This is a genomic window from Bacillus sp. TE9106W, assembly GCF_054062215.1.
In genome coordinates this window covers 487,581-504,273 of the sequence record NZ_JBSSFA010000001.1, presented here as the reverse complement: position 1 = coordinate 504,273, position 16,693 = coordinate 487,581, and the positions used below count along the sequence as shown (strand labels likewise).

Sequence of the window (16,693 nt, the reverse complement as noted above, 5' to 3'; positions counted from 1 at the left end):
TTTAATTTTTCTTATAGTTAGGAAAGATTAGGGATCTTTTTTGATTTCAGAATATGGGATTTTTTTCTTGTTAGTAAAATACCTCTTATGCTAATTTTAAGATAAGTATATAAAGGGTTGTAAAGGGGAGAGATTCTATGGAAAAAATAAATTTAATAGAGCTAACAAAAGACATTAAAGATCAACATAAAAACTTCGTCGTTTCAAATATAAATAGTCATTGCTTACGAATTGCTGTATTTACTGGTGAATATGATTGGCACTATCATTCTAATTCGGATGAATTATTTATTGTGCTAGAGGGAGAGTTACTTATTGATTTTGAAGATGGAGAAACAGCGGTATTAAAGCCAAATGATTCTATTTTAATTCCAGCATGTACGATTCATAGAACGAGAGCATTAAAGAGAACGGTAAATCTTTGTTTTGAACATATAGAGGCGGATACGATTAAAGTGGAGCAATTATGAAAAAATTATCTGTAGCTGAGTATAGAAAAATCCTTCCGATTTTAGAAAGCCATACAAAAACGACGACGTTTGCTTATGCGGTATGTGATCAAGTGATAGATGGTGATGTTTTTGTAAACGAGAAGTTAACAGCAGGACTAATTCGTACAGCGAATGGTATTTATTATGTATTTGGTCATACGGATGATCAAAATTACAACGAAGATTTATTTTCTTTTATAAAAAAGGCTATTGAAAAAACAGAGAAGAGATTTACATTGTTCTCTTCGAGTGACGAGTGGGAAATGATGATAGAAGAACGTTTTAGTCATGTACTTCGAAACATCCCGCGAATGAAGTTTCAAAGCGTAATCTTTGAAGAGAGAAAACGGGATTGTAACAAAAATACATATGAAGTGAAGCGTATTGATAGAAGATATATAGAACGAAGCAGTGAATTTACAGCCCTTTCCGAACGGGAAAGCCCATCGCCTTTAGGCATGGGATGAAAGTGAGGTTGGATACGGAGTACCACTAAAAATCGCTAAGTTTGTGGTACTTTAAGTATCCAAAATATTGGTATCTTTTGTGGTGTAGTTTAAAAGTAAAACTGATACAATGTGAATATGATAAATGATTATAGAAGAACCAAAACAACTGTGTCATTAATTAACTACCATTTTGTGTTTTGCCCGCGATACAGAAGAAAGATTTTTCTTAACACAAAAGTAGAAGAACGTTTCAAAGAGTTGGTTCAAGAAATATGCGGAGAAATGGATGTTGCTATTGTCGCAATGGAATGCGACAAAAACCACGTTCACTTGTTCTTAAATACACTACCAACACTTAGTCCTGCTGACACAATGGCGAAAATTAAAGGAGTGACATCGAAGCGTTTGAGAGGAGAGTTTCCTCATCTTCAACACTTGCCAAGTCTATGGACACGTTCCTATTTTGTTTCTACTGCTGGAAATGTATCGACTGAGACAATTAAACAGTATGTTGAAAATCAAAAGACGAGTGGGTGAAAATTGTGTCACAAACAATCACAGTCAAAGTTAAATTGCTTCCAACAAAAGAACAAATTCAGTTGTTGGAACAAAGTAGCTATGAGTATATCAAAGTCATTAATACACTTGTATCTGAAATGGCTGAAGCGAAGAAGAGCACTAAGAAAAGTACAAAAGATGTTGAAGCTAATCTTCCAAGCGCAGTGAAGAACCAAGCAATTAAAGACGCTAAAAGTGTGTTTTCTACAAAGGTGAAAAAAAGTAAATACAAAGTTATTCCGATTCTAAAGAGACCTGTTTGTGTATGGAACAATCAAAACTATTCGTTTGACTTCACGCACATTTCAGTTCCACTCATGGTAAATGGAAAATCAACTCGCTTAAAGGTTCGTGCTTTATTAACTGATAAATATAATCGCAATTTTAATTTGTTAACACACAAGTTAGGTACACTTCGTATCACGAAGAAATCTAATAAGTGGATTGCTCAAATATCTGTCACGATTCCTACAAATGAAAAAACAGGAACGAAGATTTTAGGGGTAGATTTAGGTCTTAAAGTCCCTGCGGTAGCCATCACAGACGATGATAAAGTTCGTTTCTTCGGCAATGGTAGACAAAACAAATATATGAAACGTAAGTTTCGTAGTGTTCGTAAGAAGTTAGGTGAAAATAAGAAATTAAATGCCATTCGACAACTTGATGATAAAGAACAAAGATGGATGCAAGACCAAGACCACAAAGTAAGTCGTGAAATCATTGACTTTGCAACCGATAATAACATTTCTGTTATTCGTTTAGAACAACTAACGAATATTAGACAGACGGCAAGAACAAGCCGTAAAAACGAGAAAAATCTACACACTTGGTCATTCTATCGTTTAGAACAATTCATTGAATACAAAGCGAATTTAGTTGGTATTAAGGTAGAATATGTGAACCCTGCTTATACAAGTCAAACATGTCCGAAATGTTCTGAAAAGAACAAAGCACCAGACAGAAAATACAAGTGCCGATGTGGATTTGAGAAACATCGTGATATTGTTGGGGCGATGAATATTCGCTACGCAACTGTGATTGATGGTAACAGTCAATCAGCCTAAGATGCTATACGCACTGTCTTAGGAGGGGCAATGAGATGCCCTCATCTTGAAGTCTGTTCAAAACAGAAATGGACTGCGAACGTTTAGTCATTCAAGAATCCCACCCGTCAATCCGTAAGGATTAGGGCTTGCGACTTTAGTCGTGGGAGTCTCAAAGAGGAGTACTACAAAGAATATTGGGGATCAAAAGAAACATTTTTAAACGATGGTTTTGGATTTTGTATAGAACTAGAGGGAATGATTGTAGCGGAATGTGTTTCAATATTTAGTGGAAACGGATTTGCTAAAATTGATATTGTGACGCATAAAGCATATCAAGGGAAAGGATTAGCCCAAGCTGTTGCAGCAAGGTTTATTGAACATTGCATGCAAAATGATATTACACCGTGCTGGGATTGTTATGTAGACAATACTTCTTCGCGAAAATTAGCTAGCAAATTAAGTTTTCATAATCCAATAGAATATAGATTATTTGTACGGAAGAAAACGGGGGAATAAAAATGAATGTGGAATTAACGAGATTTAAAGTGAAGCCTGATAAAAGTCATCGTGTAGATGAATGGATGCAGCTTCTGAATGACAATATGAGAGAAGTGCTTTTGACATTAAACGACGAAAAGATGTACGTTGAGACAATTTTCCGGGAAATAAGAGATGGAGAAGAGTACTTATATTGGTATTCTGTGCAAGGAGAAGGCGGGGCTCTTGTCGAAAATTCTCATCATGAAATTGATAAAAAGCATTTGGAATTTTGGTATGAATGTATTGATGAAGAAGTCTCCTCTGTTGATATGAAAACAGAAGTCGTTATGATTCAAGATATTGTGAAGGACGCGATGAAATAATAGATTGGTATTTTGTAACCGTAAAATGGTCATCTTTTTGGTTGAATATACATTATTGGAGATGCTGTAGGATGAGAATTAGTAATAAATATATCACTCTCGATGAAATAGAAGTAATAAGAGAACCTTTAAATAAATTGCATGAATATCATAATAATACATCAGAACATTTTTCTGGTGACTATCCAAGAATGTCATTTGAGGAACGTATTGAAAATTATAAACAAAATTCAAAGTACGGAGAGTATAGAATTGAATTATTAGTTGAGACGGAAACAGATAATATATTAGGATGTTGTATAGCATATAGCAAAAGTGTAAACGGAAAGATTGAAGTTTTATTCGTTGATGAAAAACACCGAGGAAACGGATTTGGTTTGAAATTAATGAATAGTGCAGTGGAATGGTTTAAAGCGAAGAAGATAGATGAAATTGAATTAACAGTAGTGTACGGAAATGAAGCTATATCGTTTTATGAAAAGCTGGGGTTTTATCCTCGTTCAATTATTATGGCAACTAAGTCATAGATAGTATGGAGAGAGATGAGTGAGAGTTTTTGTTTCAAAAAATGATTTATATGTTACTAAAGTATATGTGAAGGGCGCATCAAAATAGATGTGCTTTTTATTATGATAAAAATGTAGAAAAGCTGTATCTGGATATCTTTAAGTGAAAATAAAAGTGGGATATTAAGAATCTTTTAGGACAGACTATAAAGAAATAAAAAACAGAAAACCAAAAGACCTACCAATATAAGGTGTAGTTGTAACAGGTAAAACAGAGGATTTACAAAGTTTACAAGGAGCGCCATATATTAAAGCGGCTGTTAGAGGTGTAACAGTTGAGAAATATTAATTACAGTCTATTAATGTGAATAATCAGAAAATTTATGTTATACTATATGAAAAGGAGGTTTATATGAGGCAAATACATGGAGCAATTTATATTTACATAACAATGTTTTTCGTGGCGATATCTTATGGATTAGGGCACGTGTATTCGCATCCTATACTAACTTTTTTAAGCGGAGCATGTATGGCGTTTGCGCTTCTTGTCCACCTTTTCTCAGTTTGGATCGTGAAATTTCAATTAAATATTAGTGAAATAGAAGAAGGCACTTTCTAAGTGGCCTTCTTTTTTTAATAATATTTTGGAAGCTCTTGTAGCAATTTTTCAACTTCACATTCAGTTTCTTCACATATAGAAAGCTTGCGCAGTCTGAAAAATAAGCTGCGTAAGAAAGATTTTATATTTCCGTATAGAAACTCGTACGATTCAATATGTAATGTTTGTTTTTTGACGGGTAATTGAGCTACTAAGTCATGAAGGGCTAATAGGAGTACTTCTTCCTTTAGACCATTTTGTAGCATTGCCACAATCGGATAAACGAGACGCTCGTCTTCTTCATATTTGTAGTAAATAGAATGGACACAGACTTTGTTTAATAAAGTTTGTAATATTTCTTCGTAATATAAAGTTTCCAGTTTAGGACTACGAACAAGCGCTTCAAATGTATCGGAAGCATGAGCGATACTATGTGCCCAGCCGTGGTCTTGCACATATCCCCGGAAATCATGTTCGTTGTTCATATATAGAATTAGTTGATCTTTTACATTTGAAATATCAGTCTGTGATAAGAAATTATGATTTGTATCAGCATCAATAATGAGGGCAATTAATAATGTTATAAATGCTCGGGTAAATACCGCATCTTCATCAGCCGAATGAATCTTATACAATAAATATTTTTCACTGATGCTTTCTAATAGTAGTTTCTGTAATTGCGTGTGTGAAAGGTATTCCTTTTTGATGAGATGATAAAAAGTAGAGTAAATAAGTTTGTCTCTTAAATAGCTATCAGTAACACCGATATGTTCAAGCATATTGGAACTTAAAGAATCAATGTTAACTTTGTTATCCAGCATGTAATTATTATTACGAATTTCTTCTAACTGTTGTTGTAACATATAAACCTCCTGTTTTAGAAAATTCTGTATTTTAATAGTATAATAGAAGGAAGAAATAGACAATAAATAAGTGCATTTGAATGGAGGGGCATGATGAAGAGAGCATTATTCTTTTTCATTAGTATTTTCTTTTTAGGAAGCTGCTCGATTTGGTATTTTACTTTTTCTAGCGAGAGCAAAAGTTGGACGGGACAATATAAAGGCCATATTAAGGATGACAGTGAAGATGGAATGTTTACATTTCGGTATAAGGGCGGAGATGGAAATACAGAATTTAAAAATTTAGAGATTGCTATTAATGGAGCCTTTAGCACAATGACACAAACGTCAGAAAATCATAAAGGAGCAAAGATTGAAATGAAGTCTTCTTGTGTAAGTTGTGCGCCTCTATCTAAAGATGAACCGATAGAAGTTGTGATTAGATGGGATGATAAGTATGAGGAGAAGATGGTGTTAAATTTGAAACAGCCTAGAGTAAGGAGTTGAAAATGAATAGGTATACGAAAATTGTTATGTTTTTAAGTGTATTTCTAGTCATATTATCAGCGTGTACTACAAAACAAGCAGAGGTAAAAAAAGTACCTGAAGAAGGATATGTCATAGTAAGAAATGAAACGATATTTTTTGTCGGTGATAAAACGTTTCATACAAAAGTAGATTTGCAACATTATATGGAACAACAAATGAATAAAGAGCATCCATCAGATATAGTGTTGAGTTTTAAGGATAAAGACGCATATAATCAATTGAAAACAGGGGATAAAATAAAATTATGGTCTTCTCAAACGCTTGAGAGTTATCCAGCGAAAATGATAGTAGAGAAATTTGAAATAGTAGAGAAATTTGAAATAGTAGAGAAATAAAAAGGCAGCAATTAAGCTGCCTTTTTATTATTTTACAAATTGTAATTCTTTCGGGAATTTCGTTAAAATTTCTGATCCGTCTTTTGTGATATAAATATCATCTTCAATACGAACACCACCTACGTTTGGTACGTAAATACCTGGCTCGATTGTGAAGACTATACCTTCTTTTAATGGAGACTCGTTACCAGCTTTTACATCTGGATATTCATGTACGCTAATTCCAAGTCCGTGACCAAGGCGGTGCGGGAAGAAGTCGCCGTAACCTGCATCTGCGATAACAGAACGAGCAGCGTTGTCGATTGCACCAAGTGTAACACCTGGTTTACATGCTTCAACTGCTTGTAGTTGTCCAGCAAGTACAGTGTTGTAAATACGAGTTTGTTCTTCAGAAATCTCGCCGAATGCTACTGTACGTGTAATGTCAGAGCAATAACCGTCAATGATTACGCCTAAATCAAATAGTACGAAATCGCCGCGTTTCATTTTGTTTGCACCTGGAATACCGTGTGGAAGAGCAGAGTTTGCACCAGCTAATACCATCGTATCAAATGACATTTTATGTATGCCTTTTGTTTTTAATTCATGTTCAATAATTGCTAATACTTCTAGTTCGCTACGATCTTCTTTAATTGCATTTACACCAACTTCAACAGCATAGTCTGCCATTTTAGCTGCTTCGCGTAAAATAGAAAGTTCTTTTTCATCTTTAATTAAACGAAGTTCACGAACTTTTTCCTCAGCTGATGTGAAAGCTGCATTTGGGAATAGTTTTGTTAATTCTTCGTAGCGCTCTACGTTTAAATGTTCTTTTTCAATTGCAACTACATTTGCATTGATACCGCGGTCTTTAATTGCTTTTGCAATCATATCCCATGGTCTGTCAGTATCAGTAAATCCGATAATTTCATGTGCCCATCCAGCGTTACGCGCTTGACCTTCTTCCATTTTAGGACAAATTAAAATAGGCTCTTTTTCTTGGAATACAAACATACCAAGAAGTCTTTCGTGTGGTTCACAGTGGAAGTTTGTCATGTAGAAGACGTTTGGTGTAGAAGTTAAGAACGCAGCTTCTACATTTTTTTCTTTTAGCCATTGCATTAAATTTTCTAATCTAGCATTCATCGATTGGCACCCCCGAGATATTTAATTACAAATATAACTTTAACTCGGAAGAAAGCGTTATGACAAGTAAATAGATGTTAGAAAAGACAGGGAATTGAAAAATCATGTAGAATAAAAAGTGAGAATGTAATAAGGGGAGGAATGTAAGAATGAAAGTATCTTATCATGGACATTCAGTTGTGAAAATTGAGACGAATGGAAAAGTTATTTTAATTGATCCGTTTTTAACAGGAAATCCGAAAACAGATTTAAAGGCTGAAGATGTAAAAGTAGATGCGATTCTTTTATCGCATGGTCATGGTGATCATGTTGGAGATACAGTAGAACTTGCGAAGAAAAATAATGCGGTTGTTGTAGCACCATTTGAACTAGCGACATTTTTAAGTTGGCAAGGTGTAAATACACATCCGATGCATATTGGTGGTTCGCATGAATTTGATTTCGGAAAAGTGAAGTTTACACAAGCATTCCACGGTTCTAGTTATATTGATGAAGAAAATAAGACGATTACATATACTGGTATGCCAGCGGGTATTTTATTTACAGCAGAAGAGAAAACTTTGTACCATGCAGGGGATACTGCTCTATTCTCTGATATGAAATTAATTGGAGAACTAAATAACATTGATGTAGCATTTTTACCAATTGGTGATAATTTCACAATGGGACCAGAAGATGCTGTTTTAGCAGCAAAATGGGTTCAGGCTAAAACTGTTGTACCGATGCATTACAATACGTTTCCAGTAATTGAACAAGATCCATATCAATTTGTAGAAAAGCTACAAAATTGTACAGGGAAAGTATTAGAAGCTGGAGAAAGTATTACACTATAGAAAAGAAACCCTTCATTTGAAAAGACAAGTGAAGGGTTTTTTACGTGTGTAGGATAGCTTTTAAAGGTTGTATTTGTTTTGATGATTCTTCTCTTTTGGGAAGTGGCTGCTCAGATGTTTCATTCAATTCCATTGCAACTTTTTTCCCGTCTACGAAAGCTAAAAATACAGCACCTACAATTTCTAATAATTTTTTCATCATATATCCGCTCCTTTGTTTTATTTCTTGTCTTCATTGTATATGGAAGCGGCTGGACAAACTATCGAACGAGATGACAATACCATTACATTGTTGTAATGGAAGTAGTGGTGTAATGTAAGGCGTATTTTGTTATAAAAAAAATAGTACAGATATATAAAGAGAGAGTGTAACAGTTTTGAAAATATAGTATACTGAAAATACAACACATGAAGAATTTAGGGAAAAGAAAGTATGGTGAAACCATTTGGCTACCAAGCATAACCAAATTTTAGAACATATTAATAATCTGCCAGTAGGCCATAAAATTTCTGTAAGGCAAATTGCAAAAGATTTGAGTGTAAGTGAAGGGACAGCTTACCGTGCAATTAAAGATGCAGAAAATAAAGGGTATGTTAGTACGATTGAACGTGTCGGAACAATTCGAATTGAACAAAAGAAGAAAGAAAATATTGAAAAGCTGACATATGCAGAAGTCGTTAACATTGTTGATGGTCAAGTACTTGGAGGCAGAGAAGGACTACATAAAACGTTAAATAAATTCGTAATCGGGGCAATGAAATTAGAAGCGATGATGCGCTATACAGAAGCTGGAAACTTACTTATTGTCGGTAATCGTACGAACGCACATCAATTAGCGTTAGAAACTGGAGCTGCGGTGTTAATTACGGGCGGATTTGATACGGAAGATCATGTGAAGAAATTAGCAGATGAATTAAAACTGCCGATTATTTCAAGTAGTTACGATACATTTACAGTTGCAACGTTAATTAACCGTGCGATTTACGATCAGCTTATTAAGAAAGAAATTGTACTCGTTGAAGATATTTTAACGCCAATTGAAGAAACGTTATATTTAAAACCGAATGATACAGTGCAGCAATGGCATGCATATAACGAAGAGACGATGCATGGAAGGTATCCAATTGTTGATGAAAATAAAAAGGTATTAGGTATTGTGACTTCTAAGGATATGATTGGTGTTGCAAAAGAAACACCAATTGATAAGGTAATGACAAGGCATCCAATTACGGTAAATGGAAAAATGTCTGTCGCAGCTGCGGCACGTATGATGGTGTGGGAAGGTATTGAGTTACTTCCTGTTGTTGATGAAGGAAATAAGTTGCAAGGTATTATTAGCCGTCAAGATGTACTTCAGGCGTTGCAAATGATTCAGCGTCAACCGCAAGTAGGCGAAACAATCGATGATATTGTAACGAATCAATTTATGACGCCGAAAGAAGCGAAAAATGAGCATTTATATCAATTTTCAGTGACGCCGCAAATGACGAACTCAATCGGAACGCTATCTTACGGTGTATTCGCAACGATTGTGACAGAAGCAACGAATCGCGTTATTCGTGCGCAAAAGAAGAGTGATTTAATTGTTGAGAACTTAACAATTTATTTCGTAAAACCAGTTCAAATTGACAATGTTGTATCGGTTCATCCGAAAGTATTAGAAATTGGACGTAAATTTGGTAAGGTTGATGTAGAAGTGCATCATGAGGGTAATGTCGTTGGAAAAGCATTACTTATGGTGCAGTTAATTGATAAATAAAAAGATGGAGCAGACCGCTTTGGTTTGTTCCGTTTTTTGTTAAAGGGATAGAGATGAAAAATAAATAGCGTATCATTTCATATTTATAATAAAATACGAAAAAATTTAAAGGTGTGGAAATGCAATATCGATAAGGAGGAATTGAATGGGCGGGATAATCTTCTTTTTAGTGTTTGTATGTTTCATCATTATTCATGTGTTCACGCATAGAAGAATGGATGGTATGAAAAAGAGGTTGTATTTTGTAAGTTTGACTCTTGCTAGTATCGGTTCCTTTATTCCTATATCAGGAGAAAATGAGCTGGATTTTCTTTACTTTGGTATACCAGCTGAAACATTTGTTTATTATGGTGGATGGGAATTTTCGTTTCATCCATTAGGCTTTTTCTTTAACTTTATATTGTTTTATTGGATGTTGAAGTTATTGCTTAAGCTGCGTAAGACTTGATATTGAACCAATTAAAAAGAATCCAGGTAATTTCATTCGGCGATATATGCAGTATGTCGAAGAGGAATTATGCGGTGAGACAATTGTTTGATTAAAAAACATAATATTAATTTAATTAGATGTTAGGTTATGTTACAATTGGATTGTAAGAAAATGGATTACAGGAAGGTGGTATGCATTATGTCATCAACAGTACTCTTTTTTGGTAGTATCGCACTATTTTACTTTCTTATAATGATACCGATTCAATATTTATACTTACAAGGTTTACATGAAAAAAAGAAAAAAACAGGATTATCTCAGCGAGAGCTATATGAAAGAATGTCTTTTGGAGAAGAATAATTACATCTTCATGTGCAAGGCAACCCATTTAATATACCATCTGCGTTTGTCGCATATATGATTTTAAAAGTTAGAGGACGTAAAAAAGCATCACAGTGTTGATGCTTTTTTACGTTGTTTCATAGACTTCTGCTTCTTTAACTGCTAATGGTAAGAAATGTTTGTATTGGCGAAATCCATTAAATACACTTGCACTACCAAATAGAACGAATAAGACACCAACGATAATACGAGCGGTTGAAAGTTCTAAAAAGAATTGGTTTATTCCAAAGAATAAGACGAATGAACCGAGTGCCATTGCGGATTTTCCTGAGAGCCAACCTTTCTCCATTGGGCGGTTTGTACGAAAGTATTTTGTTTTGTAGAAGAGGTACAACATAAATGAGACGATAATACAGAAGACTAATACTGGCATAATGCACACTCCCATCGCTTTATGAAAATAATAGTGGAGAAAAAAGAAATATCTAAACTTTCTAATTTTTATTATAAAGCAATTGTTCGCATGTATGAAATACTTTCCGTTATAATGGAGGATAAAGTGAGACTTTCATTAGTGTGGGGATGTTTCCGCACGCTAATGATTAGCCCCCATCCATGGGGCTTTTACTGCACGTTGAAGTCAAGAAGTTGAATAAAAAGGAGATTATACATATGCATGAGCAAATTTTAGGAGCAATTAAAGAGTTTGATACAATTATTATTCATCGTCATGTGCGTCCGGATCCAGATGCATTAGGTTCACAGGGTGGTCTTAGTACCATTCTACAAGAATCGTTTCCAGAGAAAAATATTTATACGGTTGGGTACAATGAACCGTCATTAGCATACTTAAAAGTAATGGATGATATTGAAGATAGTGTATACGAAAATGCGCTTGTTATCGTTTGTGATACAGCAAACCAAGAACGTGTTGATGATCAACGCTATACAAAAGGGAAGATGTTAATCAAAATTGATCACCATCCAAATGAAGATCCATACGGAGATATTACGTGGGTAGATACGACAGCAAGTTCTACAAGTGAAATGATTTATGAGTTTTATAATTATGGAAAAGATAAAGGGTTACAAATAACAAAAGAAGCAGCTCGTCTTATTTTAGCGGGGATTGTTGGGGATACAGGTCGTTTCTTATTCCCGAATACAACAGCAAAAACACTTCGTTACGTAAGTGAGCTTGTTGATATGGATGTGAAATTCACGGATTTATACAATGAAATGTATAAGACGAAAGAAAAAATCGCTCGTTTAAACGGCTATATTTTACAAAACTTTACGATGGTAGAAGAAGGAGCAGCTTACATTAAATTAACGAAAGAAGTATTAGAAAAATTTGATGTACTTCCTTCTGAGGCATCCGGTGTTGTTGGAGCACTTGGTAACATTGATGGATTAAAGGCGTGGGTTCTATTTTTAGAGGAAGACGATGTGATTCGTGTTCGTCTTCGTTCAAAAGGACCAGTTATAAATAAATTAGCAATGCAATATAACGGCGGAGGACATCCGATGGCTTCTGGTGCAAAAGCATCTTCATGGGAAGAAGCGGATCGTCTATTTGCTGATTTACGTGAGATTTGTAAATAAGAAATTATATGTTAGAACGAAAAGAAGGAGTGGCGCTAAAGCCCTCCTTCTTTATTTTTCTTTCTCTATCGTAATGCTAATTTCAAGAACGGTATCAAAAGATATTGTATCGACTTTAAAACGGTATAGCCGATCGTAATGTTTGTACGTCTTGTTTTCGATTACCTTTTTGAGTAGGTCTTTATTTTTTGCGATACTTTGTATGTTTTTCGTTAAAAGATGCTGAAGGTCATTATGGATAGATGTAGTCATATTTTCGAGTGTAAGATTGTCTAAATCGTATTTTTCTCGATTTACAAGTTTTATTTTAATCTCTTGAATGGTTAAGAGCCGTTTATTTTCAGTATTCAATTTTTCTTGATCTTCGAGAAGGACGTGGAGCTTTGCTTCTTGTTTTTCTATAATTTCTCTTTGTTCTGCTATTTTACTAGCTTGTTCTTCTTGAAAAACACCGTATATGTACAAAAAAATAAACCAGCTCAACACGCCCCCAACAGCAGCGCCAGCTAAAACTAAATACCATCTTTTCGCTGTATTGGCACTTGGTACTCTCATACATGTTCCTGCGTTAGCCATTTAATAATAATAAGACCGGTTTGCATACCACCCGTTGCGAAAAAAATAAGGAGAATTTGTTTTACTATATCTTTCATATCTCCGCCAAAGAAACTTCTTTCAAAACTATAAAAAGTATCAAATGTTCCGCCAATCGCTGCAACGAGTGCCCAAATTCTTAAATTTTGGGCGAATTGATTAATGTAAGTTAGAGTTGGTTTTCCGATAAGAAATGCACCAAATCCACCAATTAATGAACCACCAAGTATAACCCCAAAGGCAATAAAATAACTAATAATAAGCAGAGAGAAAAAAGTGTGTTCTCTTACATCCATCGTCATTCCCCTTTCTTCTTCATATATATGGACAAAGTATAAGAAGTATGTTTTGATTTCCGCTTTCCTCTTCACCTATAATAAAAGTAGTCAAATAGGTAAAGAGAGGGTACAACAGTGAAGTTTGTGCATTTACAATGTCAAACCGTTTTTAGTTTATTAAAAAGTGCTTGTAAAATTGATGAGCTTGTAGTCAGGGCGAAAGAGCTCGGTTATTCATCGCTGGCTATTACGGATGAAAATGTTATGTATGGCGTTATTCCGTTTTATAAAGCATGTAAGAAACATGGTATACATCCTATTATCGGCTTAACAGCTTCTATTTTTAGTGAAGAAGAAGAAAAGTCTTATCCGCTTGTCTTACTTGCTGAAAATGAAATAGGTTATCAAAATTTATTAAAGATTTCTAGTAGCATTATGACGAAGTCAAAAGAAGGTATTCCTAAGAAATGGCTGGCGCATTATGCGAAAGGTCTAATTGCTATTTCACCAGGTAAAGATGGGGAAATTGAACAATTATTATTAGAAGACAAAGAGAGTCAGGCTGAAGAAGTAGCTCGTGCATATCAAAATATGTTCGGCAATTTTTATATGAGTTTACAGCATCATGCGATTCAAGATGAACTGCTTCTGCAAGAAAAATTACCTGTATTTATGAGTAGGATAAATATTCCAGTTGTAGCGACGAACGATGTACGCTACATCAATCAAAGTGACGCACTTGTTCATGAATGTTTATTATCTGTTGAAAGTGGAACGAAAATGACAGATCCCGATAGGCCAAGGCTGAAAACAGATCAATATTATTTAAAATCATCAGATGAAATGGAAGCCCTATTTTCTCACGTAGAAGAAGCGATTTATAACACAGTAGAAATTGCAGAACGTTGCAGAGTAGAAATACCGTTTCATGTAAATCAATTACCGAAATTCCCTGTTCCATCTAACGAGACGAATGATATGTATTTGCGCCGCGTTTGTGAAGAAGGATTACAGAAACGTTATGGTACGCCGAAAGAAGTACATATAAACCGTTTGAATCATGAATTAAACGTTATTTCTAGTATGGGGTTTAGTGATTATTTCCTCATCGTATGGGATTTTATGAAGTATGCGCATGAAAATCATATATTAACAGGACCAGGCCGTGGATCGGCGGCTGGCTCACTCGTTTCTTACGTATTAGAAATTACAGATATTGATCCAATTGAATACGATCTATTATTTGAAAGGTTTTTAAATCCCGAACGTGTCACACTTCCAGATATTGATATCGATTTTCCAGATATAAGACGTGATGAGATGATTCGATATGTGAAAGATAAATATGGTCAGCTTCGTGTTGCGCAAATTGTAACGTTTGGGACGCTTGCAGCGAAAGCGGCAATTAGAGATATTGCGCGTGTAATGGGGGTTCCACCGCGAGATATTGATATATTCTCAAAACTTATTCCATCAAAGCTTGGTATAACGTTAAAAGATGCATATGAGGAATCGCAATCACTCCGTGAATTTATACAAGGGAATCTTCTGCATGAGCGTGTGTTTGAAATTGCAAAACGTGTAGAAGGCTTACCACGTCATACGTCTATTCATGCAGCTGGCGTTATTATGAGCCAAGAGCCATTAACGGGAAGTGTTGCAATTCAAGAAGGACATAACGATGTGTATGTTACACAATATCCGGCCGATGCATTAGAAGAACTTGGGTTGCTCAAGATGGACTTTTTAGGATTACGTAATTTAACGTTACTTGAAAATATTATAAAGTTTATCGTGCAAAAAACAGGGAAAGAAATCGATATAAGAAATTTACCACTTCAAGATGAAAAGACATTCCAATTGTTAGGTAGAGGGGATACAACAGGTGTATTCCAGCTTGAATCAAGTGGTATGCGAAATGTACTTCGCGGGTTAAAGCCGAATGAATTTGAAGATATTGTTGCTGTTAACTCGTTATATAGACCAGGACCGATGGAACAAATTCCAACCTTTATTGAATCAAAACATGGAAAAAGAAAAATTGAATATTTACATCCGGACTTAAAGCCGATTTTAGAAAGAACATACGGTGTAATTGTATACCAAGAACAAATTATGCAAATTGCGTCGAAGTTGGCGGGCTTCTCGCTCGGAGAAGCCGATTTATTACGCCGTGCAGTGAGTAAAAAAAATCGTGATATTTTAGATCAGGAACGTAAGCATTTTGTGCAAGGGTGTTTACAAAATGGTTATGACGAGACATCTGCAGAGAAAATTTACGATTTAATTGTAAGATTCGCAAATTACGGTTTTAACCGAAGTCACGCTGTAGCCTACAGTATGATTGGGTATCAGCTTGCCTATTTAAAAGCGAATTATACGCTGGAATTTATGACGGCACTATTATCGAGTGCAATTGGAAATGAAGATAAGATTGTGCAATATATACGGGAAACGAAGCGAAAAGGTTTTCATGTTTTGCCGCCGTCTCTTCAGAGAAGTGGTTACAACTTCCAAATAGAAGGGAATGCGATACGTTACAGTTTACTTTCGATCCGAAATATTGGAATGGCTACAGTGACGGCATTATTAGAAGAACGAGAGAAAAAAATGTTTGAAGATTTATTTGAATTTTGTCTCCGTATGCCGTCAAAGTTCGTAACGGAGCGTAATTTAGAAGCTTTCGTCTGGTCGGGATGTTTTGACGATTTTGGTGTTTCGAGAACGAATTTATGGAAAAGTCTTAAAGGAGCGTTAGAGTATGCAAATCTTGCACGTGATTTAGGAGATGCTGTTCCGAAATCAAAATACGTACAAGGAGAAGAGCTCTCCTTTATTGAACAGTTAAATAAAGAGAAGGAAGTACTAGGTTTTTATTTATCAAGCTATCCGACAGCTCAGTATGTAAAGTTAGCGAAAGAATTAGAAATTCCATCTCTCGCTCAGGCGATGCGACATAAGAAAAAAGTACAAAGAGCTATCGTGTATATAACAAGCGTGAGAGTGATTCGTACGAAAAAGTTGCAAAAGATGGCGTTTATTACATTTTGTGATCAAAATGATGAAATGGAAGCGGTTCTTTTCCCCGAAACGTATATACATTTCTCAGATAAGTTACAAGAAGGAGCAATTGTTTTAGTTGACGGCACGATTGAGCTTAGAAATCATAAGTTGCAATGGATTGTAAATGGACTATATCCGTTAGAAGAAATGGATGCGTATGAGGAAAAGAAAGATGCGTCTGTTTACGTGAAATTGCCGTCTCAGTATGAGAAAAAGCTTTTAAATCAGGTTACTAAAATATTGTTTGACTATTCGGGTTTTGCGAAAGTACTAATTTATTATGAAAAGGAACATAAAATGGTACAATTATCTCGAAGTTTATCGATTCACCCAAGTGAAGAATGTTTAGGAGCACTTCGTGAAATTGTCGGGGAAGAAAATGTGGTTGTGAAAATATAATGGACAATTTCCCTACACTTCGATTAT

At 35.1% G+C, this 16,693-nt stretch carries 19 protein-coding genes and 5 pseudogenes; 18 read left to right on the top strand and 6 right to left on the bottom strand.

Annotation, left to right across the window (positions count from 1 at the left end; genetic code table 11):
• Positions 1 to 137: 137 nt before the first annotated feature.
• From ACVWY7_RS02745 to ACVWY7_RS02705, 9 genes and pseudogenes are all read left to right on the top strand, one after another.
• Positions 138 to 470: a cupin domain-containing protein gene (locus tag ACVWY7_RS02745; protein WP_456523645.1), complete on the top strand. Its 333-nt coding sequence runs from the start codon at positions 138 to 140 to the stop codon at positions 468 to 470.
• Positions 467 to 913: pseudogene (locus ACVWY7_RS02740) on the top strand (GNAT family N-acetyltransferase); the annotation flags it as partial. The gene ACVWY7_RS02745 and the pseudogene ACVWY7_RS02740, both read left to right, overlap by 4 nt.
• A 162-nt stretch (positions 914 to 1,075) precedes the next feature.
• On the top strand, positions 1,076 to 1,477 hold the full coding sequence (tnpA, locus tag ACVWY7_RS02735) for an IS200/IS605 family transposase (RefSeq protein ID WP_033682100.1): 402 nt from the start codon (positions 1,076 to 1,078) through the stop codon (positions 1,475 to 1,477).
• Positions 1,478 to 1,482: 5 nt separating this feature from the next.
• The gene (locus tag ACVWY7_RS02730; protein ID WP_033682102.1) at positions 1,483 to 2,562 is read left to right on the top strand and encodes an RNA-guided endonuclease TnpB family protein; all 1,080 of its coding nucleotides are present in this window, start codon (positions 1,483 to 1,485) and stop codon (positions 2,560 to 2,562) included.
• 147 nt (positions 2,563 to 2,709) lie between these two features.
• Positions 2,710 to 3,060: pseudogene (locus tag ACVWY7_RS02725) on the top strand (GNAT family N-acetyltransferase); the annotation flags it as partial.
• Positions 3,061 to 3,062: 2 nt separating this feature from the next.
• Positions 3,063 to 3,407, top strand: coding sequence for a DUF6176 family protein (locus ACVWY7_RS02720; RefSeq protein WP_456523644.1), 345 nt, complete (start codon positions 3,063 to 3,065; stop codon positions 3,405 to 3,407).
• Positions 3,408 to 3,478: 71 nt separating this feature from the next.
• Positions 3,479 to 3,934, top strand: a complete 456-nt coding sequence (locus tag ACVWY7_RS02715) for a GNAT family N-acetyltransferase (protein ID WP_456523643.1) — start codon at positions 3,479 to 3,481, stop codon at positions 3,932 to 3,934.
• Between the two features lie 135 nt (positions 3,935 to 4,069).
• Positions 4,070 to 4,262: pseudogene (locus ACVWY7_RS02710) on the top strand (hypothetical protein); the annotation flags it as partial.
• 63 nt (positions 4,263 to 4,325) lie between these two features.
• Entirely contained in the window at positions 4,326 to 4,532 is a 207-nt protein-coding gene (locus tag ACVWY7_RS02705) for a hypothetical protein (RefSeq protein ID WP_001248905.1), read from the top strand.
• A 14-nt stretch (positions 4,533 to 4,546) separates the two neighbouring features.
• Here ACVWY7_RS02705 and ACVWY7_RS02700 read toward each other — a convergent pair whose 3' ends face one another.
• Positions 4,547 to 5,374, bottom strand: coding sequence for a DUF2785 domain-containing protein (locus ACVWY7_RS02700; RefSeq protein ID WP_456523642.1), 828 nt, complete (start codon positions 5,372 to 5,374; stop codon positions 4,547 to 4,549).
• Positions 5,375 to 5,467: 93 nt separating this feature from the next.
• Between ACVWY7_RS02700 and ACVWY7_RS02695 the strand changes: the two genes are divergently transcribed.
• On the top strand, positions 5,468 to 5,860 hold the full coding sequence (locus tag ACVWY7_RS02695) for a hypothetical protein (RefSeq protein WP_456523641.1): 393 nt from the start codon (positions 5,468 to 5,470) through the stop codon (positions 5,858 to 5,860).
• A gap of 2 nt (positions 5,861 to 5,862) precedes the next feature.
• Positions 5,863 to 6,237: a DUF3221 domain-containing protein gene (locus ACVWY7_RS02690; protein WP_144508154.1), complete on the top strand. Its 375-nt coding sequence runs from the start codon at positions 5,863 to 5,865 to the stop codon at positions 6,235 to 6,237.
• A 27-nt stretch (positions 6,238 to 6,264) separates the two neighbouring features.
• Here the strand turns inward: ACVWY7_RS02690 and pepQ are convergent, their stop codons facing one another.
• Entirely contained in the window at positions 6,265 to 7,362 is a 1,098-nt protein-coding gene (pepQ, locus tag ACVWY7_RS02685; protein ID WP_456523640.1) for a Xaa-Pro dipeptidase, read from the bottom strand.
• A 149-nt stretch (positions 7,363 to 7,511) separates the two neighbouring features.
• On the opposite strand from pepQ, the gene ACVWY7_RS02680 reads away from it, so the two are divergent.
• On the top strand, positions 7,512 to 8,195 hold the full coding sequence (locus tag ACVWY7_RS02680) for a metal-dependent hydrolase (protein ID WP_000868940.1): 684 nt from the start codon (positions 7,512 to 7,514) through the stop codon (positions 8,193 to 8,195).
• A 40-nt stretch (positions 8,196 to 8,235) separates the two neighbouring features.
• On the opposite strand, the gene ACVWY7_RS02675 is transcribed toward ACVWY7_RS02680, so the two are convergent.
• Positions 8,236 to 8,397 carry a hypothetical protein gene (locus ACVWY7_RS02675; RefSeq protein WP_073522097.1) on the bottom strand — a complete coding sequence of 54 codons (162 nt, stop codon included), beginning with the start codon at positions 8,395 to 8,397 and terminating at the stop codon, positions 8,236 to 8,238.
• Positions 8,398 to 8,641: 244 nt separating this feature from the next.
• Between ACVWY7_RS02675 and ACVWY7_RS02670 the strand changes: the two genes are divergently transcribed.
• From ACVWY7_RS02670 to ACVWY7_RS02655, 4 genes and pseudogenes are all read left to right on the top strand, one after another.
• A complete protein-coding gene (locus tag ACVWY7_RS02670) occupies positions 8,642 to 9,955 on the top strand; it encodes a CBS domain-containing protein (RefSeq protein ID WP_000201568.1) in 1,314 nt (437 codons plus the stop codon).
• Positions 9,956 to 10,100: 145 nt separating this feature from the next.
• Complete coding sequence (locus ACVWY7_RS02665; RefSeq protein WP_000508804.1) at positions 10,101 to 10,403, top strand: hypothetical protein; 303 nt, start codon at positions 10,101 to 10,103, stop codon at positions 10,401 to 10,403.
• Positions 10,393 to 10,494, top strand: a pseudogene (locus ACVWY7_RS02660) (phosphotransferase enzyme family protein); the annotation flags it as partial. The gene ACVWY7_RS02665 and the pseudogene ACVWY7_RS02660, both read left to right, overlap by 11 nt.
• An 89-nt stretch (positions 10,495 to 10,583) precedes the next feature.
• Positions 10,584 to 10,847 (top strand): annotated as a pseudogene (locus ACVWY7_RS02655) (DUF3949 domain-containing protein).
• 7 nt (positions 10,848 to 10,854) lie between these two features.
• On the opposite strand, the gene ACVWY7_RS02650 reads toward ACVWY7_RS02655, so the two are convergent.
• A complete protein-coding gene (locus tag ACVWY7_RS02650; protein WP_001144777.1) occupies positions 10,855 to 11,160 on the bottom strand; it encodes a YtpI family protein in 306 nt (101 codons plus the stop codon).
• Positions 11,161 to 11,399: 239 nt separating this feature from the next.
• Here ACVWY7_RS02650 and ACVWY7_RS02645 point away from each other — a divergent pair, with 239 nt between their 5' ends.
• A complete protein-coding gene (locus ACVWY7_RS02645; protein WP_000545142.1) occupies positions 11,400 to 12,332 on the top strand; it encodes a DHH family phosphoesterase in 933 nt (310 codons plus the stop codon).
• 51 nt (positions 12,333 to 12,383) lie between these two features.
• On the opposite strand, the gene ytrI is transcribed toward ACVWY7_RS02645, so the two are convergent.
• Together ytrI and ACVWY7_RS02635 are read right to left on the bottom strand one after the other, a co-directional pair.
• Positions 12,384 to 12,887 carry a sporulation membrane protein YtrI gene (gene ytrI, locus ACVWY7_RS02640; protein ID WP_001265737.1) on the bottom strand — a complete coding sequence of 168 codons (504 nt, stop codon included), beginning with the start codon at positions 12,885 to 12,887 and terminating at the stop codon, positions 12,384 to 12,386.
• The gene (locus ACVWY7_RS02635; protein ID WP_002003648.1) at positions 12,884 to 13,297 is read right to left on the bottom strand and encodes a YtrH family sporulation protein; all 414 of its coding nucleotides are present in this window, start codon (positions 13,295 to 13,297) and stop codon (positions 12,884 to 12,886) included. The genes ytrI and ACVWY7_RS02635 overlap by 4 nt, the downstream gene beginning before the upstream one ends.
• 42 nt (positions 13,298 to 13,339) lie before the next feature.
• Between ACVWY7_RS02635 and dnaE the strand changes: the two genes are divergently transcribed.
• Positions 13,340 to 16,666: a DNA polymerase III subunit alpha gene (dnaE, locus tag ACVWY7_RS02630; protein ID WP_073522094.1), complete on the top strand. Its 3,327-nt coding sequence runs from the start codon at positions 13,340 to 13,342 to the stop codon at positions 16,664 to 16,666.
• Positions 16,667 to 16,693: the final 27 nt, after the last annotated feature.